The organism is Bacteroides sp. ET225, assembly GCF_024733745.1.
GTDB lineage: Bacteria > Bacteroidota > Bacteroidia > Bacteroidales > Bacteroidaceae > Phocaeicola > Phocaeicola excrementipullorum.
In genome coordinates this window covers 181,294-205,045 of record NZ_JANRHN010000002.1, presented here as the reverse complement: position 1 = coordinate 205,045, position 23,752 = coordinate 181,294, and the positions used below count along the sequence as shown (strand labels likewise).

Below are 23,752 nucleotides of genomic sequence, written 5' to 3'. Positions count from 1 at the left end.
GGCCTCTGTTAAAAGACGGAAAAAAGAGGCAATCAGGAGTACAACCGTATGGATTTTGTTCTACTTTAGCAAATGAAAAGTTAAAAGACTGACTAAATTAACATTTTAAACAGAATAAAAGTATGAAAACAACAACTAAATTCGCGATAGGTGCTGCGGCCGTAATTGCTGTCAGCGCAGGAGTGGCTGGAGTGACGGCATACGCTGTGATGCAGAAGAACACTTCGGCAAACGCTTCGTTTTACCAGGCTTTCGATGCGGCGATGCCGCTGCGCACGGCTGCGCTGGATGCTTCGAGCATGCAGCCTGTTGATCTGACAAAGGCCGCCGAAAGTTCTTTGAACTCGGTGGTGCACATCATGGCTGTTCAGCGAAGCAAGACGCAGGTGGTTGAGTCCCAGCCGGACATCTTCGACTTCTTTTTCGGTGACGGACGCGGACGCCAGCGTCAGATCCAGACTCCGGAGCAGCGCGGTTTCGGCTCGGGGGTAATCATCTCGAAAGACGGTTACATCGTTACGAACAATCACGTGATTGACGGGGCTGATGAAATCAACGTGAAGCTGCATGACGGCCGTGAGATGAAGGGGCGTGTGATCGGTACGGACGCAACAACCGACTTGGCTCTGGTCAAGATTGAGGGTGATGACTTCCCTGCCATTCCGGTCGGGAACTCTGATAACCTGAAGGTTGGCGAATGGGTGCTTGCCGTGGGTAATCCGTTCAATTTGGGATCTACCGTAACCGCAGGTGTGGTAAGTGCGAAAGCGCGCGGACTGGGTGCAAACGATGTGGAGTCTTTCATTCAGACTGATGCGGCTATCAATCAGGGAAACAGTGGAGGCGCGCTGGTCAATGCGCGCGGCGAACTGATAGGAATCAATGCCATGCTGTACTCGCCTACGGGCGCTTATTCGGGCTACGGGTTTGCGATCCCGACGAGCATCATGACCAAGGTGGTGACCGATTTGAAGCAGTATGGAACTGTTCAGCGTGCGCTGTTGGGCATTGCCGGACGTGACATGGGCAAGGAAAGCTATCCGGATGAAATCCGCAAGGAACAGAAGGAGCTGGGTATCGGCTATGGCGTTCAGGTAGTAGAGGTGCAGGAAGAAGGTTCGGCCGCGGGCATACTGAAGAAAAACGATGTGATCATTGCCCTCGACGGCAAGAAGATTGAAACAATGGCCAGCCTGCAAGGTATTCTTGCCGAGAAACGTCCGGGCGATAAAGTGAAGGTAAAAGTGTTCAGAGAGCGGAATGACAAGGAATTTACGATTACGCTGAAGAACGCTCAGGGCAATACGAAGGTTGTAAAGAAAGCCGACATGCAGATTCTGGGCGCTGCCTTCCGTGCAGTTCCTGACGAACTCAAGCGTCAGTTGAACTTGGGATACGGTGTCCAGGTGACCGGAGTGAGCGACGGACGCATGAAAGAGAGCGGCATCCGTAAAGGATTCATCATATTGAAGGCAAACGGACAGCAGTTGCGTACGGTTGAAGACTTGGAAGAAGTGATGAAGCAGGCTTCTCAGTCGCCCGATCAGGTATTGTTCATGACGGGTGTCTATCCGTCAGGCAAACGTGCCAACTATGCCGTTGACCTGTCGCAGGGCGAATGACAATCGGAAGGTAAAATAGAGGATAACAGCTTCCTCCTTTGAGGGAAAACAGGCGAAGGCGTGCATGTGGTGACAGCTCACGGCACGCCTTCTGCTGCAATATATGGGAAGGCACGGAGTTTGCAGAAGGGAAACGGCAGCTTTTTTGTGAAAAGTTTGGAAAAACTTTTGAAATAAGTCTTCCCGTTGATGAAAAAATTGTATCTTTGTACCCAAATCGTTTTATATAGAATGAGACAATTAAAGATTACCAAAAGTATCACTAACCGAGAGAGCGCATCTCTGGACAAGTACTTGCAGGAAATTGGTCGTGAAGATTTGATTACTGTAGAGGAGGAGGTAGAACTCGCTCAGCGTATCCGTAAAGGAGATCGTGTAGCATTGGAAAAACTTACGCGCGCAAACTTGCGTTTCGTCGTATCAGTAGCCAAACAGTATCAGAATCAGGGACTCAGCTTGCCTGACTTGATCAACGAAGGTAACCTTGGGCTGATTAAAGCCGCTGAAAAATTTGATGAAACCCGTGGGTTCAAGTTTATCAGTTATGCGGTATGGTGGATCCGGCAGTCTATCTTGCAGGCTCTGGCAGAGCAGTCGCGCATTGTGCGTCTGCCTTTGAACCAGGTAGGCTCGTTGAACAAGATCAGCAAGGCTTTCTCCAAGTTCGAGCAGGAAAATGAGCGTCGTCCGTCGCCTGAAGAGTTGGCCGACGAGCTGGAGATTCCGGTAGACAAGATCTCGGATACCCTGAAGGTGTCCGGCCGTCACATTTCGGTTGACGCTCCTTTTGTGGAAGGAGAAGACAACAGTCTGCTGGATGTGCTTGTAAACGACGATTCTCCGATGGCAGACCGTTCCTTGGTTAATGAATCACTTTCGAAGGAAATCGACAGAGCGCTTTCTACGCTGACCGAAAGGGAGAAGGAGATCATCCAGATGTTTTTCGGTATCAACACGCAGGAAATGACGTTGGAAGAAATCGGCGACAAATTCGGGCTCACACGTGAGCGTGTCCGCCAGATTAAGGAAAAAGCTATCAGAAGGTTAAGACAAAATTCTCGTAGCAAGCTGCTCAAGTCTTATTTGGGATAAGAAAGGTTCGGTTTCCGAAAAGGAATGGAGGAGGGTGCATCAAATTCATGTTCTGATGCACTCTCCTTTTATTTTGTTAATTTTCATTCCATGTTTCGGTATTTATGCATGAAATGCTTACTTTTGTAACCTGTTTTTAAATGAATTGAACTATGCGTTATACAAAGTTTCTTTGTTTCTTCTTCATGGCCTTGCTGGCAGTGTCTGCCGTAGGAAAGCAGCCGAAGGATAAGAAAAAATATGGGGTTTATCTTGCCGGAGTGTCGGCGTCGTTCACAGATTCGCTTGTCTATTTTACAGATATTCAGTATCTGGACAGTGCTTCTGTCGACGGAAACGGAATGCTGGTGAACCGTGCGGCCTACAGCATTCAGCTGAAAGACTATCTTGAACAGAAACAGGGAGGAAAAAACCGCACCTGCTTCATGTTCTTCAACAGAAAGCAGAAAAGCCTGCAAAAAGAAATTGCCAAGCTGAAAGAAAACTACAAGAAAGGGAATTCGCTTGTGATTCTGGGAGTGGATCCTGAATTCAAATTTGAAAAGCCTGATTGGGAATGGTGAAGCTGAAGGTCTGGTCTGTCTTGTGTGTCTTGCTGGCAGGAGCGCTGACTTTCTCTTGCTCGAATGAAATTCCGGAAGGCAAGCCTGTGATGCGGAAGGGGCGCACGGTGCTGGCTTATCTGGTGGCAAACAATAACCTGAACACTTATTTGGAGGACAATGTCGTATGGATGTATGAAGCCTTGTCGTCCATGACAGATACTTGTACGCTGCTGGTTTATTACCGTCCCCGTTCAAACGATGCGACTTTCGACGGTCCGACGCTGATGGAGTTTGTGAGTGACGGAAGCGGAAATGTGAACGGACTGCCTTCGCCGGGCGAAAATGTCAGCTTTGACGAGGTGGTGGAGATTGCCAGAAAGAAAGTGTATCCTTCAGACAATTCGTATGTGGCTGTCGATCCTCAGGTGATGCGCCAGGTGTTTCTGGACATGCAGGAAGCCGCTCCTTCCGAAAGCTACGGACTGATTTTCGGCTCTCATGCTTCAAGCTGGATAAAAGGAGGGAAGACGGTGCAGTCGAAAGCATTCGGTGACGACAATGGCTACAGCATCAATCTTCCGGAACTGGCGGATGTGCTTCTTTCCAGCTTTTCGCAGAAACTTGATTTTCTTCTTTTCGATGCCTGCATGATGGGCACCGCAGAGGTGGCTTATGAATTGCGTGAAGCGACTGATTATCTTATCGGATCGGTGATGGAAACATCTGTTTTGGGTTTTCCTTACCATCGGGTGCTGCCTTATCTTTATGGTGCTGCTTCCGGATTTTCTCAGGTTTGCACTGATTTTATTTCGTTTAACAAAGAAAACAATGCGTGGGGTACATGCGCATTGGTCGACTGTTCCAAGGCTGCGGGACTGGCGAATGCCGTGGGTGCAGGGCTGGAAACATACAAGTCGGAACTTTCGGATTTGGATTACGAAAATGACATACAGCAGTATGGAGTGAAGAGCTATAAGAATTTCTCTTTTGATGTCGGTGATTTTTTCCGTGTGCTGAACAGCGGGCAGATACCCGAAAACATTCAGTCGGCTCTCAATGAAGCTGTTGCGGCAAAAGCCTGCCTCTCGGGAGCCGCGTATGAATTTGAAGGCGTGACGGTTGACGAAAACCGTTTCTGCGGCATCGGCATGTACTTCCCCGACCGTGGAATCAAGGATTCATGGGATGAATACTATCGCACTGCGATTGCCTGGTATCAGGCCGCAGGGTGGGAGCGTTACCTTCCTTCCGCATCCGAATAAAAACGGACACTCTTTTTATTTTTGTGAACTTTGCGTATCTTCATGCTGTTTTATGGAAAAAAAGGAGATATGCTATGTGGAATATAATAAAAGAACTTAAACGGAAAGACCACCAGCGTTATCTGGGAGGTCTGGATTTCTTCAAATACATCGGTCCCGGACTGCTGGTCACCGTGGGATTTATTGATCCCGGAAACTGGGCGTCAAATTTCGCTGCGGGATCCGATTTCGGCTATTCGCTGCTCTGGGTGGTCACGTTGTCTACCGTCATGCTTATCGTGTTGCAGCATAATGTGGCGCATCTCGGAATCGTTACCGGCTTGTGCCTGAGTGAGGCTGCCACGCGCTATACGCCCAGATGGGTGTCGCGCCCCATATTGGGAAGTGCGGTGCTGGCATCCGTTTCCACTTCGTTGGCCGAGATACTGGGCGGAGCCATTGCGCTGCAGATGCTTGCCGGAATCCCGATTATGTGGGGAGCCATCCTGACCACGGTGCTTGTGGTAATCCTGCTTTTCACCAACTCATACAAGCGGATCGAGCGTTCCATCATCGGCTTTGTGTCAGTTATCGGACTTTCATTTCTTTACGAATTGTTTTTGGTTGATATCGACTGGCCGGCAGCTGCCCGTTCGTGGGTAATTCCGAGCATTCCCGAAGGAAGCCTGCTGATTATCATGAGTGTGCTGGGGGCTGTTGTGATGCCTCACAATCTTTTTCTTCATTCGGAGGTGGTGCAGAGCCGCGAGTATAACAAGCGGGATGACAGTTCCATCCGCCGCTTGCTGAAATATGAATTTTATGATACCCTCTTTTCGATGGGAGTGGGGTGGGCCATCAACAGTGCGATGATTCTGCTTGCCGCATCCACTTTCTTTGCCGGCGGTGTGCAGGTGGAAGAATTGCAGCAGGCGAAGTCGCTGCTCGACCCTTTGCTGGGGAGCCAGGCCGGCACAATCTTCGCTTTGGCTCTCCTGATGGCGGGGCTGTCGTCGACCGTGACCAGCGGAATGGCTGCCGGTTCCATCTTTGCCGGAATGTTCGGCGAGTCTTACCATATAAAGGACATCCATTCGCGCGCTGGCATTCTGATTTCGTTGGGAGTGGCGCTGCTGGTCATCTTCTTTATCGGCAATCCCTTTAAAGGACTGATCATTTCGCAGATGGTACTGAGTGTCCAGCTGCCTTTTACGGTCTTTCTTCAGGTGGGCCTCACTTCATCTAGACGGGTGATGGGCGAATATGCCAATTCCCGCTGGAGTACGTTTGTGCTTTATACGATTGCGGTTGTCGTTTCGGTGCTGAACATCATGCTGCTGTTCAGCTGATTCCGGATGTGGAGACCGCATTTTTCATCCTTGTGCGGAAGTGATAGGCCAGCATCAGTACGGCTGCTATGAAGGCGAAGAAATCAGATACGGGCATACTGAGCCACACTCCGTTCAGTTCATACCAATGTGGGAATAGCGCCAGACAGGGGAGCAGGAAAAGCAGCTGGCGGGTAAGCGAAAGGAAGATGGATATTTTTGCTTTTCCGATCGACTGGAAGAACTGGGTGATGACGATCTGTGCGCCTACCACCGGGAATGAGGCGATTCCGAAGCGGAGGGCTACGGTAGCCTGCCGGGTCAGTTCATCGTTGGTCGTGAACATTCCGACGAATACGGACGGGAAAAGCTCTCCGACCAGAAAGCCGCAGGTAGTGATGGTCACCGCGGCTGTAATTCCTATTCTGAGCGTCTGTTTCACACGTGCAAAGTGCTGCGCCCCGTAGTTGTATCCGGTGATGGGCTGCATTCCCATCGTGATTCCCATTACAATCATGATGAAGAGCATGACGATACGGTTAAGTATGCCGAATGCGCCGATAGAAAGATCGCCCCCATATTTCAGCAGGCTGTTGTTGATGAAAATCGTGATGCAGCAGGCGCACACGTTCATCACAAAAGGCGACATGCCGATGGCAAACACATTTTCGATGATGTTTTTCCTCAGCTTGAAGCAGCGTTTCTCAAAACGGATATAACTCTTTTTGCTGAAGAAGTGAGCAAGCACCCAAATCATTCCGATGAATTGGGAAAGTATGGTGGCCAGTGCAGCCCCCCGGATCCCCCAGTCGAACCAGAAGATGAAGATCGGGGCGAAGATGACGTTGCATCCCACGGTCAGCATAGATGAGAGCATGGCCTTCTTCGGGTATCCGGTGGCGCGCATGATGTTGTTGAGTCCGATCATTACGTAAGAAATCGGCGTGCCGGCAAGAATCACCTGCATGAAGTCGCGTGCATAGGCGAGCGTGGCCTCGGTGGCTCCGAAGAAGCGCAGAATCGGGTCGAGGAGGATCAGCGAGATTCCTCCGAAGACGATGGCGTTTACCACGCACATCACCGCTACGTTGCCCAGAATGTATTCGGCTCCCCTCCGGTCTTTTTGTCCCAGCCGGATGGATGAGAGGGTTGCTCCGCCCACTCCCACTAGCGTGCTGAAAGCGATGATCAGATTCATCAGCGGAAACGTGATGGCGAGGGCCGAAATAGCCAGCGCTCCCACGCCGTGCCCGATGAAAATGCTGTCGATGATGTTGTATAAAGAAGTCAGGGTCATTCCGATGATAGCCGGAATGGAATATTGCCACAGCAATTTCCCGATAGGTGCTTCCCCAAGCACATGCGGATTATTGGTTTCCATTTTTTGTATTCTTTCGTTAAAATTGTGTGGCAAAGTTAGGAAGATGGGCGGATATTTATGAAATTTGCACCGTTAAATCAAACTAAATTAAACTTGAATCACATGGACATGACAAAATGCGCAGCCGCTCTTTTTGATTTTGACGGGGTGGTGATGGATACAGAGTCGCAGTACAGCATCTTTTGGAACGAGGTGGGGAAGAAGTATCATCCCGAACACGAGGAGTTCGGAAAAATCATCAAGGGACAGACTTTGAACCAGATTTACGGCCGTTATTTTGCCGGAATGGAAAAAGAGCAGGCCGAGATAACCGATGGGCTGAACCGTTTTGAGGAACAGATGAGCTATGAGTATATTCCGGGGGTGGTGGACTTCATGCGCGAACTTCATGCCCATGGAGTGAAGATTGCCATCGTGACCAGCTCGAACGAGAAGAAGATGGCTAACGTATATGCCGTTCATCCGGAGCTGAAGCAGTTGGTCGACCGCATTCTGACCGCAGAAATGTTTGCCCGTTCGAAGCCAGCACCCGACTGTTTCCTTCTCGGTGCGGAGGTTTTCGGAACCGTTCCGGAAAACTGCGTGGTATTCGAGGATTCTTTCCACGGGCTTGAGGCCGGGAATGCGGCGGGAATGACGGTGGTAGGTCTGAGCACCACCAATCCCAAGGAGGCGATAGCCGGCAAATGCGCGCTGGTCATCCCCGATTTCACCGCTTTCAGCTATCCCGAGATGATGGGCCTCCTTTTGCATTAATTGCCCGTTAAAAGTTGTTTATATCAGAGATTTGCCTTACTTTTGTCTGGCTTTTGGGGGAGGGAATCTCTTCCCGGCGTAAAAATGACGGGACATCTTGATGAAGATGACGGGACATTTTAATTGACTTGTTGGGATATTTTGATTGACTTGACGGGTTATTTTCTGAATATGCCGTGATTCCCGTTCGGAAGGTATTATGAACGTTTTTTAATTAAGTGATTTATGGCAGGATATTTGTCGAGTGATGCCCGCAAGGTCACCACTCACCGATTGATTGAAATGAAGCAGCAGGGAGAAAAGATTTCCATGCTGACAGCTTATGATTATACCGTAGCGCAGATTGTAGACGGCGCCGGTATGGATGTGATTCTGGTGGGCGATTCCGCTTCGAACGTGATGGCGGGAAATGCCACTACGCTTCCCATAACTGTCAATCAGATGATTTACCACGGCAGGTCGGTGGCACGCGGCGTGAAGCGTGCGCTGGTTGTTGTGGACATGCCCTTCGGCTCTTATCAGGCTGACCCCTACGAAGGTGTGGCGAATGCCGTGCGGATGATGAAGGAAACGGGTGCCGATGCGCTGAAACTGGAAGGCGGAGAGGAATACAGGGACGTGTTCTCCAGAATAATTGCAGCCGGAGTGCCCGTGATGGGACATTTGGGACTGATGCCCCAGTCCATCAACAAGTACGGGACGTATGGCGTGCGTGCCAAGGATGACGCTGAGGCCGAAAAGCTGGTGCGCGACGCGCATGTGCTTGAAGAAATCGGGTGCTTCGCCCTTGTGCTCGAGAAGGTTCCGGCGGCTCTTGCCGCACGTGTGGCTTCAGAGCTTTCGATTCCCGTGATTGGAATCGGTGCCGGAGGAGGCGTTGACGGACAGGTGCTTGTGGTGGCCGACATGCTGGGCATGACCAAAGGCTTCAGCCCGAAGTTCCTGCGCCGTTACGCAGACCTGAACACGGTGATGACAGATGCCATCGGACATTACGTGGCCGATGTGAAGTCGGGCGATTTTCCCAACGAAACAGAACAGTATTGATTTGAGTGAAGTGTTAAGAGTGGATAGTGAAGAATTTTCTCCCATTCTTGATACTTCATTCTTCATTTATAAAAGTAGACTCAATGGCGACTAATCACGGCTTGTGGAACCGGAACTTCTGTCTGCTGGTGCTGGCGAACGTGTTCCTTTTCATGTCGGTCTATATGCTGTTTCCAGTCCTTCACGGTTGGATTCAGGCGGCTTTGGAATGCGACGGGCTGCATGCGGCTCTGATAACATCCGTTTTCGGAATCGCCCCATTCCTTTCCGGTCCTTTCAACGCCTATCTGGTGGACCGCTTCAAGCGGAAGCATGTGTGCGTGTACAGCATTCTCCTGTTGTCCGTAATAACGGTGTTCTATGGCTATGTGTCTGATGTCAGGTGGATGATAGCCTGGCTGCTCCTTCAGGGAGCGATGTTCGGAGTAGCCTTGATGTCGATGGGAAGCACGCTGGTCATCGATGTCACTCCCAGCCGTCATCGGGACGGGGCGAATGCCTGCTTCACGTGGGCGGGACTCGTGGGTATGCTGGCCGGAATCGTGCTGGGCATAGAAGGAGGAGGCCCCTTTGTCATTTCGTCCGACGGTGCGTTCATGCTTTCGGCATGTCTTGCGCTTGTGTCGGTAGTGCTGGTTTCCGCGGTACGAGTCTGTTTCCGTGCCCCTTTGGATGTTCCGCTGCTTTCGTTCGACCGCTTCCTGCTGTTCCGCACCTGTCTGTCCGGACTGAACATGATGACCGTACCCGTCATGCTGGGTTTTCTGCTCGGAACGGTAGGCTATGGATATACTCACTTTTATCTTTACATGGGTGCGGGATTTTTTGTATTTTTGCCGGTGAGCCGTTTCATCACGCTGAAAGTGGGCGGACGGTTGCTGAACGGTGCAGGAATGCTGCTGATGCTTGCCTCATTGGGCATACTCGGCTTCCCCGATTTCGGTCACCGTGCGTTTGGATGTGCGGGAGTTCTGGCAGGGCTGGGTTTGGGGCTTTCCCTCTACCAGTTCCTGCGGATGATGATTCTCCTTCCGCTCCATTGCGAACGGGGAACCGGTTATCACACGTTCCAGCTCCTTTGGGGAGTTGGAGTGACGGCCGGCTATTTGCTTTGCCAATGGGAATCCCGGATGAGTGTAGGCAATCCGTTTGTGACGGCTTTTGTCATCGGCGTGGCGGGATTGCTCTTTTACCAGCTCTATGTGCACCGTTATTACATCCGGAAGCTGCAAGACGCAGACATTATTTAACTAACAACCAATAAAGAATATGGCAGACGACAAGAAGATTATCTTTTCGATGGTGGGAGTGAGCAAGTCATTCCAGAACAACAGACAGGTATTGAAAGACATCTACCTATCCTTTTTCTACGGAGCGAAGATCGGTATCATCGGTTTGAACGGTTCGGGAAAGTCTACGTTGCTGAAGATTATCGCCGGACTGGACCAGAACTATCAGGGCGAAGTGGTTTTCTCTCCGGGCTATTCGGTGGGCTATCTGGCTCAGGAACCTCAGCTCGACAATGAAAAGACGGTCAAGGAGGTGGTGATGGAAGGTGTGCAGAGCACCGTGGACGCATTGGCGGAATATGAAGAAATCAACCAGAAGTTCGGGCTTCCGGAATATTATGAAAATCCGGAAAAGATGGATGCGCTTTTCGCCCGCCAGGCCGAACTGCAGGATATCATTGACGCTACAGACGCATGGAACCTGGACAGCAAGCTGGAACGTGCGATGGATGCGCTGCGCTGTCCTCCCGAAGACCAGCCGGTGAAGAACCTTTCGGGAGGTGAACGCCGCCGTGTGGCTTTGTGCCGCCTGCTGCTTCAGAAGCCGGACATCCTTCTGCTGGACGAGCCTACCAACCACCTGGATGCAGAAAGCATCGACTGGCTGGAACAGCATCTGCAGCAGTATGAAGGAACGGTAATCGCCGTGACGCACGACCGTTACTTCCTTGATCACGTGGCCGGATGGATTCTGGAACTCGACCGTGGCGAAGGTATCCCCTGGAAGGGAAACTATTCGAGCTGGCTGGAGCAGAAGACCAAACGCATGGAAATGGAAGAAAAAGTGGCAAGCAAGCGCCGCAAAACGCTGGAACGCGAGCTGGAATGGGTGCGCATGGCTCCCAAGGCCCGTCAGGCAAAGGGTAAGGCCCGTCTGAACTCTTACGACAAGCTGCTGAACGAGGATGTGAAGGAGAAGGAAGAGAAGCTGGAAATCTTCATCCCGAACGGTCCGCGTCTGGGAAACAAGGTTATCGAAGCCAAGCATGTGGCGAAGGCTTATGGCGACAAGCTGCTGTTTGACGACCTCAACTTCATGCTTCCTCCCAACGGCATCGTGGGCGTTATCGGTCCGAACGGTGCGGGCAAGACAACGCTGTTCCGCCTGATTATGGGACTTGAAAAGCCGGACAGGGGAGAGTTTGAAGTGGGCGAAACGGTGAAGGTTGCCTATGTCGACCAGCAGCACAAGGATATCGACCCGAACAAGACTGTCTATCAGGTGATCAGCGGCGGAAACGAACTGCTCCGTATGGGTAACCGCGACATCAATGCACGCGCCTATCTGAGCCGTTTCAACTTCTCCGGCTCCGATCAGGAAAAGCTCTGCGGCATGCTTTCGGGAGGTGAACGCAACCGTCTGCATCTGGCCATGGCACTGAAGGAGGAAGGAAACGTGCTGCTGCTTGACGAGCCGACCAACGACATTGACGTAAATACCCTCCGCGCGCTGGAAGAAGGCTTGGAAGACTTTGCCGGCTGTGCGGTGGTTATCAGCCACGACCGCTGGTTCCTCGACCGTATCTGTACGCATATCCTTGCGTTCGAGGGCAACAGCGAGGTGTTCTATTTTGAAGGCTCGTACACCGAATACGAGGAGAACAAGATGAAGCGCATGGGCAACGTAGAGCCGAAGCGTGTGCGTTATCGCAAGCTGATGGAAGACTGATTTCTTATTAACGAGGCAGGGTCGTGTTGCGGCTCTGCCTTTTGCTTTTAAACGAACCTTGAAATCTATATAGGGGTTTGAAAAAAGTGGCGATGCTCTGCTTTTAGTTAATTCCGTTAAAGGTTAATAACAATAACAGTTATTGTTCACCTTTTTGAAGAAAAATGCTTTTATTTATAGCGATACGATATTCTAATCCACTTGTACTATGAAACAGTTTAAGTTTTTTTTGATGGCTGCTTTATGCAGTGTGTTCGTGCTGTCGTCATGCAGTGATGATGACAGCTTGTCCGGAACTCCGCCTAGCGAAATCGTCAAGGCGTTTAACGAAATGTTTCCCAACGCGACCAACGTCTCTTGGACGACCATCGATGACTACGATGTCGCTCGTTTCTATGATGCAGGTACGCGGGCCGAAATGATGCAACCCAACTGCACTGCGTGGTTTTCACGCACGAGCAATCGTTGGAGCATGACCGACCGTGAAATACCGTTCAGCAGTCTCCCGGCAGCTGTGCGCAGCGCCTTTGAATCCAGCGTCTACGCCCAATCGCCTTGGACAGTGGACGATGAAGCCAATGTGTTGGAACGCGCAGGATCTGAAACGTTTTATGTCATCGAGGTAGACAAGAATGAGAACGGAACGGAGACCGACGTTGATCTCTATTATACTTTGGAGGGCAAACTTGTTGATGAAGTTATCGGTGCGCCCGAAGACGATAACCATATCGACTTCGTTCCTGAACAGCAGCCGATGACTCCCAGAGAATTTATCGCAGACCGATACCCCGGCGCGCGCATTGAAGACAGCGATTGGGAAGACGGTTTCATGGAGTTTGAAATCCGTCATGAAGGCTATGAAAAAGAAGTTTACTTCAACTTCCGGAACGAGTGGGTTGGCACTTGGTGGGAAGAGCCTAGATTCAGCAGTCTGCCCGATAACTTGTGGAGCAATTTATGGTCAAAAGGCTACCATGACATCGATGATGACGACATTGACGTGCTTGATTCCCGCCGGGGCATATTTTATGCTATTGAGGCCGAACGCCACGACGACGATTGGCTGGTCATTGTCGATCAAGACGGAAACATTGTGAAAGAGTTTCCTGAAGACTGGGAAGACGGCTGGTGGAGTGATCTTTGGGATGAGTGGACATAACCGTCTTTGTCATCAGGACAGGCCTTTCGGGGATTTTTCCTGCTTTTGTGAGGAGAGAGGCAGGCTGTCTGATAAAGAAAAAGAGAGGAACAGATAAAAAAGAAAGAGGATGTGCCGTAATTAAGAAACTGAGTGCAGAGTCACAGAGTATATACATTTTATTATCAAATAAATAAAAATTTGTGTCTCTGTGCCTCTGTGTTCAAAGAACAATTTCGACACACCCTCTTTCTTTCTGAGTGTACAAAATGAATTGATGTGATGAAAAACGCAGATTTACGCAGATTAACTCAGATTGGATTAATAGTTAAATTATTATCTGCGTTTATCCGCGTGAATCTGCGTTTTCAAATAGACACGTTAATATAAGCTAATTTTGATCGGTTGCTTATAATAAATCCGTATTTATCAGAAAGTCAGTCTTACGCCAACCTGTGCGTGCCAGCGTGAAGCGATATCGTTTTTCTCGATTTCTGCTCTGTTGTATGAATACGCCGGAGTTCTTTCTCCGTTTTCTGTTGTTGTCATGTATTCTACGGAAATCGGTGACAGGTTATAGGCTGAGCTGTAGCTTGCTCCCCATTTCTTGTTCAGCATGTTGGCAAAGTTGATGATGTCGAAAGTCAGTTCCAACTTGCCTGCACCCTTGATGTTATAAATGGTCTGGGCCAGATGCAGATCGATTTCGTGTTCCCATTTGCTCAGGTTTGAGTTGCGTTCTGCATATTGTCCGCGGTGATTCTTGGCATAACTGTCGTTTGCAATCCATTCCTTGAAAGCTTGGCGGCTTTCTTCTGCCGTCATGCTCAAAGCTTCTCCGTCTTTGTCAACGCCGGTAAAGATCATCTTATCAATTTCTGCATCTGTCGGAATGTAGAGGAGAGAGTTTCCGGAAAAACCGTCACCGTTGAAGTCCTGCACTTCGTTCATAGTCAAGCAGTATCTACCTCCCGAGAAGCCGTTGTAGATGACAGCTACAGTGGTACTCATCCAGTTGTTCCAATATTTCGGACTGGTATAAGAAGCCTGAACCATTACGCGGTGAGGGATGTCAAACTTGGAGAATCCCAGTTCGTTGTCTGAATTAGTGTCACGCGAATAGTTGTATCTCCAGTTAGAGTATGCAACGGAACTTGTACCGTCGTTTACAGACTTCGCGTGTCCGAAAGTGTAAGAAGCCGACAGGTCAAGACCAAAGTTGAAGCTCTTTTCCAGCAGGGCCGATACGGCATACGTATAGCCTTTGTTTGTATTTTTCAGGTTGATGATGCTGTAATAGTCGCTTCGTTCGTTGCTGTAGCGCGGAGCGGAGGACGCTTCCACACCGGGAACAGCATACACCTTTTCTCCATTGTTTGTGATGGCCAAGTTCTCAAAGAACACGTTGTTCATTGTTTTTGAGTAGATACCCTCCAGAGTAAGTTTCACATCTCCCGGAAGACGCTGTTCCAAAGCCAGGTTTGCGCGGAATACTTGCGGGTATTTGAAATCCTTGTCCACTGTAACGATGTCCGGACGTGATGCAGAACCTTTCTGCGAATTGGCAGCAGCCATCGGGTCATGAGCATAGTCGCCTAGTTTCGGCGCTGTGTTCGTATAGTTCTTGTCTGCATCTTGCGGCGAAATCGTTGTTCCCTTGCTTTCCATACCGGTGTTGTTGAAGGCATTCGACAGCCATACAAACGGCACGCGGCCCGTAAAGATTCCTACGCCTCCTCTCAGCAGCGTGTTGTGAGACTCATTCAGGAACCAGCGGAAACCTACGCGCGGAGAGAACAGCACTTTTGCACTCGGGTTCTGGCCGACACGCACATCAAATCCTTTTTGTGCCGCATAGTCATTGAAGGTCGGGTTTTCTGTAGGTTCGTTGAAAACAACCGGTATATCTATGCGCAAGCCATAAGTCAGGTTGAAGTTGTTGTTGACATCCCATTTGTCTTGAGCGTAGAAACCGAACTGGCCTGCTTTCATGGCCGGGGCCCAGCGGGTATCTCCTCCGGTCAGTGTCGGGTCGGTATACTTATATGAAAACTGATAAGGTTCGTCGTTCAGGAACAGGTCGAGGCTGTTGTAGTACCAGGATCCGTTTATTGCCTGAATAAACAGATTCTTCATCCGGTATATTTCGTTGTGCGTACCGAATGTCAGCGTATGGTCGCCAAGATACCATGAGAGATTGTCCTCAAATGTATAAATGTCCTGATCCAGGTAGTTGGCTCCTGAAGAATATTCGGTACCGATATTGGCCGTGATTCTGGTTTTTCCGTCTGCGGCATAAATATTCTTTATCTGTACGGTAGGACCTTGGTAAGCTGTTTCGCGGTGGTCACGGATAAAGCTGGCCGAGGCACGGAGCTCGTTGTAGAGATTCTGTCCGAGGTGAGAATTCAGTTCGGCAACGACAGAGTTGGTCTTGTTGTTCATGCGGTATCCGCTGTTGTTGAACATATAGCTTGTCGCGCTCACTCCGTAATTGTCGTCATACGAATTGTTGTGCTGGTAGCGGATAGCCAGTTTATGGTTCTGGTTGATGTTCCAGTCGACACGTGCCAGTAATCCGAACGATTTGTTGTCAACGTTCCGCTGTCCGTATCCTTCGTTGAATCCGGTCAGCTCCTGGTATTTCTGTGCAATTTTCTGTGCGTCGCCGGCGGTGAGGTAATTGTTTGTATATCCCGGGTAGATGCTTGACGGATACGATTCTTTCTTGCCTTCTGCGCTGACAAAGTAGAACAGCTTGTCCTTGATGATGGCTCCTCCCAGTGTTCCTCCGTACGTGCGTGTGTATTGCTGTGCCATCGGAGATTTCTCGTAGCCGCGGATGGCACTGTACTTGCCATACATGTTCTGGTTGTTGAAATAAGTGTAGGCCGATCCGTGTGTGGTATTTGTTCCCTGCTTGGTGATGGCGTTGATTCCGCCGCCGGTGAATCCGCTCTGCCGTACGTCGAATGGGGCAACTACTACCTGGATTTCCTGGATGGCATCCATCGAAATCGGATTAGCTCCTGTCTGGCCTCCGTTTGTTCCTGAAGCTGCAAGTCCGAATACGTCGTTGCTCACCGTACCGTCAATCTGGAAACTGTTGTATCTGTTGTTTGAACCGGCAAATGTGATGCCTCCGTTTTTTGAGGTCATGGCCATCGGCATATTCTTTACAATGTCGTACACATTGCGGTCTACCGTCGGCGTATTTTCGATGGAAGACGTTGAGAAGTTCTTTGAAGCTCCTCCGTTCGGTCTTGCATCAGCCACTACCACAACTTCATCAAGCAGTTCGGAAGCCGGTTTCATATCTCCGTTCAGGGAGAATGTATTTCCCAGTTCAAGATAGATGCCTGTATAGGTTGCTTTCTGATAGCCGATGTAGGTGATTTCTACCTTGTACGGTCCGCCGGTACGCATACCTTGAATCGTGTAACGTCCGTCAATGTTGGTGACGGCTCCATAGAGAGTACCTGATGGTTCATGCACGGCTGTCACTGTGGCACCGATAACAGGCTCGTTCATTTCGTCGATGATTTTTCCGCTGATGGCAGATGTAGTTACTTGCGCACTTGCGGCAATAGTCAGGGCTGATGCCATTACCGTCGCGGAGAAGACTTTGATTTGTTGTACCATAAAAATAAATTGTTAGTAAAAGCTATTTTTAGTTTCTATCCAGTAGTTTTCTGATTGGTAGTCTTTGGTTTAGTTTTTATCGGTTTCCTGTTTGTCTTTTCTGGTGCAAATTTAGGAATAATAAACAAAAAGTCGTTGCTTTTTGTAAATTTGTTGCAAAAATATTTTGCCGGGTTCGGAACAGGCATGTGTTTGTAACCGGATTTTTTCATAAATGTAATCTGGGGAAGGAAGAGTTTCGTTTTTCTCCGTATTTTTGCATCAGAAAACTAAAAGTGAAAATGAAACAAAAATTGGTTGAGAATGGCGGTGTCCCCGCTTCATTGCTTTGGCTGCTTGCCGTGATTGCGGCACTGTCTGTCGCAAATCTGTATTACAACCAGCCTTTGCTGAACCGTATAAGCGCTGATCTGGGTGTGTCGGAGTTTACGGCGAACCTTATTCCGATGACTACACAAATCGGGTACGCTTTGGGCTTGTTGTTCATCATTCCTTTGGGCGACCTTTATAGCCGGCGGAAAATCATAGTCGTCAATTTTTTGCTGCTGACTGCGGCAACTTGCTGCATAGCGGTTTCTCCCGGCATCCATTATATATTGGCGGCTTCGCTGGTCACCGGAATCTGTTCGGTCATACCGCAGATATTTATTCCGCTGGTGTCGCAGTTCTCGGTTCCGCAGAACAAGGCGCGCAATGTGGGGCTTATGCTTAGCGGACTGTTGACCGGCATTCTGGGCTCCCGTGTTGTCAGCGGTATTGTCGGAGAGTATTTCGGATGGCGTACCATGTATTATGTGGCTGCCGTCATCATGTTTCTGTGCATCTTTGTCATCCTGCGTGCCTTGCCTGATATGCCTTCCAATTTCAAGGGAACTTATGCCGGACTGATGAAGTCGCTCGGAACGCTCTATGCCGCCAGGCCTACGCTGCGGCTCGTGTCTGTCCGGGCGGGCCTCTGTTTCGGCAGTTTCCTGGCTTTGTGGGCTTGTCTGGCTTTCAAGCTGAGCGGCGAGCCTTTTCACGCGGGCAACAATGTTATCGGCATGCTTGGTCTTTGCGGCATAGCTGGTGCGTTGACCGCGTCGGTTGTGGGAGCTTACGTCCGCAGGATGGGCGTCCGTTTCTTCAATTATCTGGGAGCTTCGCTGATGATTCTTGCATGGGTGTTCATGTACTTTCTTCAGGATTGTTACGCCGGATATATTGTTGGAATTGTCGTGATTGATATCGGTATGCAATGTGTCCAAATCAGCAATCAGACTTGTGCGCTTTCGCTTGACATGCATGCGTCCAACCGTATCAACACCATATTCATGACTACTTATTTTGTCGGCGGTGCCTTGGGAACATTGTTTGCCGGAACCTTCTGGCATTCATTCGGTTGGGCGGGCGTAACCTGCACAGGCATTTGTCTGGCCGGCATTTCGTTGGTTATTACTCTATTTACAAAACATTAAACTATAGTGAATTATGAAGAAACAGTACATTTTTCTGAATGACTGGCTGGACATACATCCGTATGTCAGTGCCTTGCCTTCAGACTTTTATTTTGTAAAACTCGCCAACCGTCTGTTCGGAGAATTGGATGAGCATGTCCCTGAAGATGTCCGTATAGACATTGGGCTTTTTGTGGCAGCATATCTGGAAGATGTCATATCCGGTTTGGGATTGTGGAATGCTTTTGTCGAAGAGCATCGGCGGCTTTACGGGCGTAATCTTCCTTTCTATGATACAGACGAAAGCTATGAATGCGGCTGCATCAACGTGGAGGATGTGCGTTTCATTATTTGGTATACATATCAGAAAAAGATGAAGCGCGGGCTTTACCTGGATCCGCTCTCAGTTGAAATCTTGGCAGAGGCAGACAAGTTGTATGGCATATTGGACGAGGTATATGATGATGCTCCGGAAAATCCGTTGCTGGAAAACTTTTTTGGAAGCTTTGAGGGAGAGGAAGATGCGGTCCGGAAATTGGAATGGCTCTTCGGGCTGACCTATTTGACCAACCCGTCAATGTCTGCATATGTTGATGACATTTCTTTTGCTGAACAGCTGATTGTGCCTGCAGGACCGCTGGCCTTGTTCCTTCATGAGTGGATTGACTTGCTGGCAGGCGAAAACAATGCGGTGTGGAAACAGGTTGAGGGACTTTATTGGAAAGAGCCGGAAGTGCCCGAAGATGTTCGTGCAAGAAATGAAGAGATGTACCGCAATTTCATGGAAGGTACAAACGGCAGGCGCATCGTTTATCTGGATGGTTATGACAACTTGAAAACTTTCTTGACAGGAGTGCTGAAATGGCCGGATGACGAAGGGCATACATTGCCTCAGATGAAGCAGAACCGGAACTTTGTACTGATGGCAGAACCGGAAAAGGGTATTCTGCTGGCCAAGGATGTGTGCGAATATATTGCTGACCCGCTGAATCCTTTATATAATAAGGTAGAGGCAGAACATCACGCCTTCCGTTTGCTGGTGGAGGAAACACTGTGTCCGCCTGACCTTCTGGCTTATTGCATCGGGAACGGCTATCTTTCTGATGCGAGCTATCCCAAGACAGGACGGAAAGAACTTGTGGCTGAAAATGCCGATTTCATAGCCCGTTGTTTTCTGCTGTACTATTATCGTGGTGACTGATACGGTGAGACGGGAAGCTTTGGGCGGTATGTGAAAAGATAGGAACCGGATTTTCTTTTGTTGTTCAAGGGAGTGAGGAATCTCGCATACATTATCTTATGTTGTCGAGATCCTACTCCCTTGAGTATTTTTTGCAGATGGCTGGACTGCATTAAGAACTCTCAGCTTGCCCGTTTGAGAGACGTGTCATTCTCCGTACATGCGTGCACGCATTTCCTTGATATGGTCGGATGTGATGTATTCGTCGTATTCCATCATTTTGTCGATGATGCCGTTTGGAGTCAGTTCGATGATCCGGTTGGCGACGGTTTCGATGAATTCATGGTCGTGCGAAGAGAACAGTACGTTTCCTTTGTACGTTTTCAGATTGTTGTTGAATGCCTGTATTGACTCCAGGTCCAGGTGGTTGGTCGGAGTGTCCAGAATCAGGCAGTTGGCGTTCCGGAGTTGCATGCGCGCAATCATGCACCGCATTTTTTCGCCTCCTGAAAGCACGTTCACTTTCTTGAGCACTTCCTCGCCGGAGAACAGCATGCGGCCGAGGAAGCCTTTCATGTATACTTCATTTCCGTCACCGTATTGGCTCAGCCAGTCTACGAGGTTCAGATCGCTGTTGAAATAATCCGTATTGTCAAGCGGCAGATAAGCCGTTGTGATAGTTACCCCCCAGCTGTAGTGTCCTGCCTGCGGCTTACGGTTGCCGTTGATGATTTCAAACAGGGCCGTCATGGCGCGCGGATCCCGGCTCAGGAAAACGATCTTGTCACCTTTTTCCACATTGAAGTTCACGTCGTTGAAGAGAACAACGCCGTCATCCGTTACGGCACGCAGTCCCGAAACCTCCAGAATCTGGTTTCCCGGTTCGCGGTCCATTGTGAAAATGATGCCCGGATATTTGCGTGATGAAGGCTTGATTTCGTCCACGTTCAGTTTTTCCAGCATCTTCTTGCGGCTGGTAGTCTGTTTTGATTTAGCTACGTTGGCCGAGAAACGGCGGATAAATTCTTCCAGTTCCTTGCGCTTTTCTTCCGCTTTGGCTTTCTGGTTTTGCTGCTGGCGGAGCGCAAGCTGGCTCGATTCGTACCAGAAGCTGTAGTTTCCGGCAAAGAGGTTCACTTTTCCGAAATCGATGTCTACCGTATGCGTACATACGGAGTCGAGGAAGTGACGGTCGTGGCTTACCACCAGCACGGTATGTTCAAAGTTCGAGAGATATTCTTCCAGCCATGTCACCGTGTCCATGTCGAGGTCGTTTGTCGGCTCGTCAAGCAGCAGATTGTCCGGATTTCCGAACAGGGCCTGTGCCAGCATCACGCGGACCTTTTCTTTTCCGCTGAGATCGCCCATCAGCATCTGGTGCTTGTCTTCCTTGATGCCCAGTCCGCTCAGCAGGATGGCTGCGTCGCTTTCCGCGTTCCATCCTTCCATTTCAGCAAACTTTTCTTCCAGTTCGGCCGCCTTGATTCCGTCTTCATCGGTGAAGTCTTCTTTTGCATACAAGGCTTCGCGCTGTTTCATGATGTCCCACAGTACGGTATGTCCCATGAGTACGGTATCGAGTACGGTATGTGCGTCGAATTTGAAGTGGTCCTGACTCAGTACAGACAAGCGTTCGCCCGGTCCCAGTGTGACAGTTCCTTTGGTCGGTTCCAGTTCTCCGGATATGACTTTCAGAAATGTTGATTTTCCGGCCCCGTTTGCACCGATGACACCATAAATGTTTCCGTTGGTGAACTTCATGTTCACATCGTTGTATAAAATCCTTTTACCAAATTGAACGGCTACGTTTGAAACTGTAATCATTTGATTTTCTATTGAGTTGTTTGTTATTATCCTTTCAGGTGGCAAAGATACGATAAAAAACGAAATACTGCCCCATCTTTCCATTGCAAAACGTGGCCGGTCACTCAAAGTTGCCTGGCGGAAATGGCGGATGCCATTGTATGCAGGTCAAGGCAGATACTTTTTCCGTGAAATCTTTTTTGGGGCAAGAGGCCGGAACAAACGTTTCCGGCGGACATAAAAACAATCTCCAGCTTAAGGATACATATCTTCAAGTTAAAGATGTGCATCTTCAGGCTGGAGATTTATATCTCTAGGCTAGAGATATAGAAACTGTTTTGAATTTATCGTGTGCTGATTTGGGATGAGTTTTTGAGGCATTTCCGTTTGTGTGATGAGGAAGATAGCGGGCTATCTGACGAAGAACAGAAGCGGAAAAGACCAAAAAATAGTCCAAAGCACACACGAAAACGAACACATCAAGCCAAGAAAAACTTTTTGGAGAAACTCAAAACAGTTTCATAGAATTTCACGCAGCGTCATGCGTCTGATGACGGCCTTCCGCTGTCAACACGACATTGCCTTCTGATAGCCGAATTTTGTTTTGACACTGTTATTGGGCGGAGGATATCTGATAGATTTTAATTCTCTGTAAACCGTCTTGTGAGAACTGAACAGCTCCGGGGAGAGCTGATGTCTTGCGCTTGTTGCCTAAAAAATCCTGGTTGAAAGAAGCGGGTATGCCCTCCCGTTTGAATGTCTGGTCAGGAATTTGAGCTTTGCCTAAATCATTCAGTTTAATCAGTCTGTTTCTCTGCCAGGTGTTGCTGACGCGTACAGACAAATACCAGCCGTCGTCTTCTTTGCTGACTTGAAATGGCTCTTTATAGCAAGTATCCCTTTGTCCGTTTGTTTCAAACTTAGAGGGTTCGGCTTCTGCCAAATACAAATTGCCCTCCATTCGTACAGGAAGAATACATTCGTCATACGGAGTCATGTCTGCCCGTATGAATAAGTTGTTGAAATAAGAGGCATTGCCGCAGGGACAGTCGTGAAGTCCGGCTATCTGTGTGTCGTGCGGAAGCAGGTACGGCGTTTTCCTGTCGTCTTTGGTGCCGGTAGGCCAAATTTTCCATGCGATGGTATTATGGACAAAGCTAACCCCTTGTGAGAGTTTGATTTGTGCTAACTCAGGCGAAAGAAAAAGATTGTTGTCCACCAATATCGGCCCATGATTTACTTCCAGTGACAAGTCTTGCAGCCGGTTGTCATGCAGAAGATTCCGGGTGATGCGTGTACCTTGCGCCATCCAGTCCAGCCAGATACCGCCCTCTGTGTGATGTATGTGATTGTGGCTGATAAGCATATCCACCGGTGCATGGAATTTGATGCCGGCAATTTCATATCCCCAGAAGGGCCATCCAATCCCGATATCGTGGATTTCATTGTCAGATACAGTGCTGAAGATGCCTCCCAGGCTTCCTGCGATACCAGCTTGGCCACAATGGGATATTTCGTTCCGCCGCACGATGTGGCTGCCTATGTGTTCTTTGTTCCACTGGTTCTGTAAAGCGCGTTCGGTAGTTTTGACAAATGCTTCTGCCGATTCGGATTTGTTGTCCCATTCATCTCCGTATTTTCCTAATGTGATTCCCACGCACTTTGAATAGCTGATTGTATTGTCCTCGATAACCCATCCTTTACTCCAGTGAGTTCCGATTAGTCCGGGTTGTTCTGCCGTAGGAGGTGCCCAGGGAGTAGCTGCATGGCTCATGTGGAATCCCTTTACATGAATATAGTTTATGAAAGGCTTTTCAGGGTAAAACACAGATTGTCTTACGTTAATTTCTACGGTCTGTTGGTTCGGGTTGTGTCCGATGAAGTTGGCCCAAATGGAGGTGCTATCTTTTTCTACGTGGGTAAACCAGAGAGGCTGTTGGAATCCGCCGACTATGAGGCTGTCCAGCGAAGGCACTTCTTTCAGCCGTTCGCCGTTCAGATACACTTCTCCGGTGTGGCTCCAGTTTCCGCTCTCCAGCCAGTCTCCATGAATCGTAGAGGCGTATGGATTATAGGTCCCGAAGAATGAATTCGGGATTTTTACCATCCACGTGTTACGGTCAACGTGTTTCCAGCCTTTCATTATTTCCGAACCTTTTATTTCTACTTTTTCTCCCGGGGCAGCTTGGAAGAGGATGGGCTTTTTTTCGGTACCTCCACATATCGGATTGACATGTTCACGGTAAGTGCCGGCATGTACGATAACCTTATCACCGGGCTGCACCCTTTTGGCTGCAGCCTGTATGGTTTTCAACGGATGTGCGGCATTTCCTTCATTTTGATCGGAACCGGCAGCATGGTTCACGTGATATTCCCGGCTGAATCCATTGGCAGAAAGAGTCAGGAAAAGCGCCAGAAGTGTAGTTGAATAATGATTGGATTTCATTGGAAGTGAGTTTTTAGGTGTGAATATTGAATCAGTTTGCATCTGTTGTCCGGATCTTTTAGCAGCCAGATCTCATCAACGGGCAACAGCTCCGAGATCAAGGTCTTCTATTTTACCGATGATGTTCTTGTTTTTGA

The 23,752-nt window shown here is 49.2% G+C and carries 16 protein-coding genes; 12 read left to right on the top strand and 4 right to left on the bottom strand.

Annotated elements, in window-relative coordinates; genetic code table 11:
- Positions 1–122 precede the first annotated feature (122 nt).
- The 5 genes from NW212_RS01800 (at position 123) to NW212_RS01780 (ending at position 5,849) form a co-directional block, all read left to right on the top strand.
- Positions 123–1,622, top strand: a complete 1,500-nt coding sequence (locus tag NW212_RS01800) for a trypsin-like peptidase domain-containing protein (protein ID WP_258336945.1) — start codon at positions 123–125, stop codon at positions 1,620–1,622.
- Positions 1,623–1,853: 231 nt separating this feature from the next.
- The gene (locus NW212_RS01795; RefSeq protein WP_258336944.1) at positions 1,854–2,714 is read left to right on the top strand and encodes an RNA polymerase sigma factor RpoD/SigA; all 861 of its coding nucleotides are present in this window, start codon (positions 1,854–1,856) and stop codon (positions 2,712–2,714) included.
- Positions 2,715–2,866: 152 nt separating this feature from the next.
- Positions 2,867–3,277, top strand: a complete 411-nt coding sequence (locus NW212_RS01790; protein ID WP_258336943.1) for a hypothetical protein — start codon at positions 2,867–2,869, stop codon at positions 3,275–3,277.
- Positions 3,271–4,521: a clostripain-related cysteine peptidase gene (locus NW212_RS01785; protein ID WP_258336942.1), complete on the top strand. Its 1,251-nt coding sequence runs from the start codon at positions 3,271–3,273 to the stop codon at positions 4,519–4,521. Before NW212_RS01790 ends, NW212_RS01785 begins: the two co-directional genes overlap by 7 nt.
- A 74-nt stretch (positions 4,522–4,595) precedes the next feature.
- The gene (locus tag NW212_RS01780) at positions 4,596–5,849 is read left to right on the top strand and encodes an Nramp family divalent metal transporter (RefSeq protein ID WP_258336941.1); all 1,254 of its coding nucleotides are present in this window, start codon (positions 4,596–4,598) and stop codon (positions 5,847–5,849) included.
- On the opposite strand, the gene NW212_RS01775 is transcribed toward NW212_RS01780, so the two are convergent.
- Entirely contained in the window at positions 5,842–7,209 is a 1,368-nt protein-coding gene (locus NW212_RS01775; RefSeq protein ID WP_258336940.1) for an MATE family efflux transporter, read from the bottom strand. The two genes, NW212_RS01780 and NW212_RS01775, sit on opposite strands and share 8 nt — an antisense overlap.
- 102 nt (positions 7,210–7,311) lie before the next feature.
- Here NW212_RS01775 and NW212_RS01770 point away from each other — a divergent pair, with 102 nt between their 5' ends.
- From NW212_RS01770 to NW212_RS01750, 5 genes are all read left to right on the top strand, one after another.
- Positions 7,312–7,965 (top strand): HAD family phosphatase, encoded by a 654-nt coding sequence (locus NW212_RS01770; protein WP_258336939.1) that lies wholly within the window; start codon positions 7,312–7,314, stop codon positions 7,963–7,965.
- Positions 7,966–8,190: 225 nt separating this feature from the next.
- Positions 8,191–9,012 carry a 3-methyl-2-oxobutanoate hydroxymethyltransferase gene (gene panB / locus NW212_RS01765; RefSeq protein ID WP_258336938.1) on the top strand — a complete coding sequence of 274 codons (822 nt, stop codon included), beginning with the start codon at positions 8,191–8,193 and terminating at the stop codon, positions 9,010–9,012.
- An 83-nt stretch (positions 9,013–9,095) separates the two neighbouring features.
- Positions 9,096–10,262: an MFS transporter gene (locus NW212_RS01760; protein WP_258336937.1), complete on the top strand. Its 1,167-nt coding sequence runs from the start codon at positions 9,096–9,098 to the stop codon at positions 10,260–10,262.
- Positions 10,263–10,281: 19 nt separating this feature from the next.
- Positions 10,282–11,970 carry an energy-dependent translational throttle protein EttA gene (gene ettA, locus NW212_RS01755; protein ID WP_258336936.1) on the top strand — a complete coding sequence of 563 codons (1,689 nt, stop codon included), beginning with the start codon at positions 10,282–10,284 and terminating at the stop codon, positions 11,968–11,970.
- 208 nt (positions 11,971–12,178) lie between these two features.
- On the top strand, positions 12,179–13,129 hold the full coding sequence (locus tag NW212_RS01750) for a PepSY-like domain-containing protein (protein WP_258336935.1): 951 nt from the start codon (positions 12,179–12,181) through the stop codon (positions 13,127–13,129).
- A gap of 408 nt (positions 13,130–13,537) precedes the next feature.
- On the opposite strand, the gene NW212_RS01745 is transcribed toward NW212_RS01750, so the two are convergent.
- Positions 13,538–16,714 (bottom strand): carboxypeptidase regulatory-like domain-containing protein, encoded by a 3,177-nt coding sequence (locus tag NW212_RS01745; protein WP_375337936.1) that lies wholly within the window; start codon positions 16,712–16,714, stop codon positions 13,538–13,540.
- A 317-nt stretch (positions 16,715–17,031) separates the two neighbouring features.
- On the opposite strand from NW212_RS01745, the gene NW212_RS01740 reads away from it, so the two are divergent.
- Both NW212_RS01740 and NW212_RS01735 read left to right on the top strand, forming a co-directional pair.
- Positions 17,032–18,207, top strand: a complete 1,176-nt coding sequence (locus tag NW212_RS01740) for an MFS transporter (RefSeq protein WP_258336933.1) — start codon at positions 17,032–17,034, stop codon at positions 18,205–18,207.
- Positions 18,208–18,220: 13 nt separating this feature from the next.
- Positions 18,221–19,387 (top strand): DUF3843 family protein, encoded by a 1,167-nt coding sequence (locus NW212_RS01735; protein ID WP_258336932.1) that lies wholly within the window; start codon positions 18,221–18,223, stop codon positions 19,385–19,387.
- A gap of 186 nt (positions 19,388–19,573) precedes the next feature.
- Here the strand turns inward: NW212_RS01735 and NW212_RS01730 are convergent, their stop codons facing one another.
- Both NW212_RS01730 and NW212_RS01725 read right to left on the bottom strand, forming a co-directional pair.
- Complete coding sequence (locus NW212_RS01730; protein ID WP_258336931.1) at positions 19,574–21,190, bottom strand: ABC-F family ATP-binding cassette domain-containing protein; 1,617 nt, start codon at positions 21,188–21,190, stop codon at positions 19,574–19,576.
- Positions 21,191–21,782: 592 nt separating this feature from the next.
- Complete coding sequence (locus NW212_RS01725) at positions 21,783–23,615, bottom strand: right-handed parallel beta-helix repeat-containing protein (RefSeq protein WP_258336930.1); 1,833 nt, start codon at positions 23,613–23,615, stop codon at positions 21,783–21,785.
- Between the last annotated feature and the right edge of the window lie 137 nt (positions 23,616–23,752).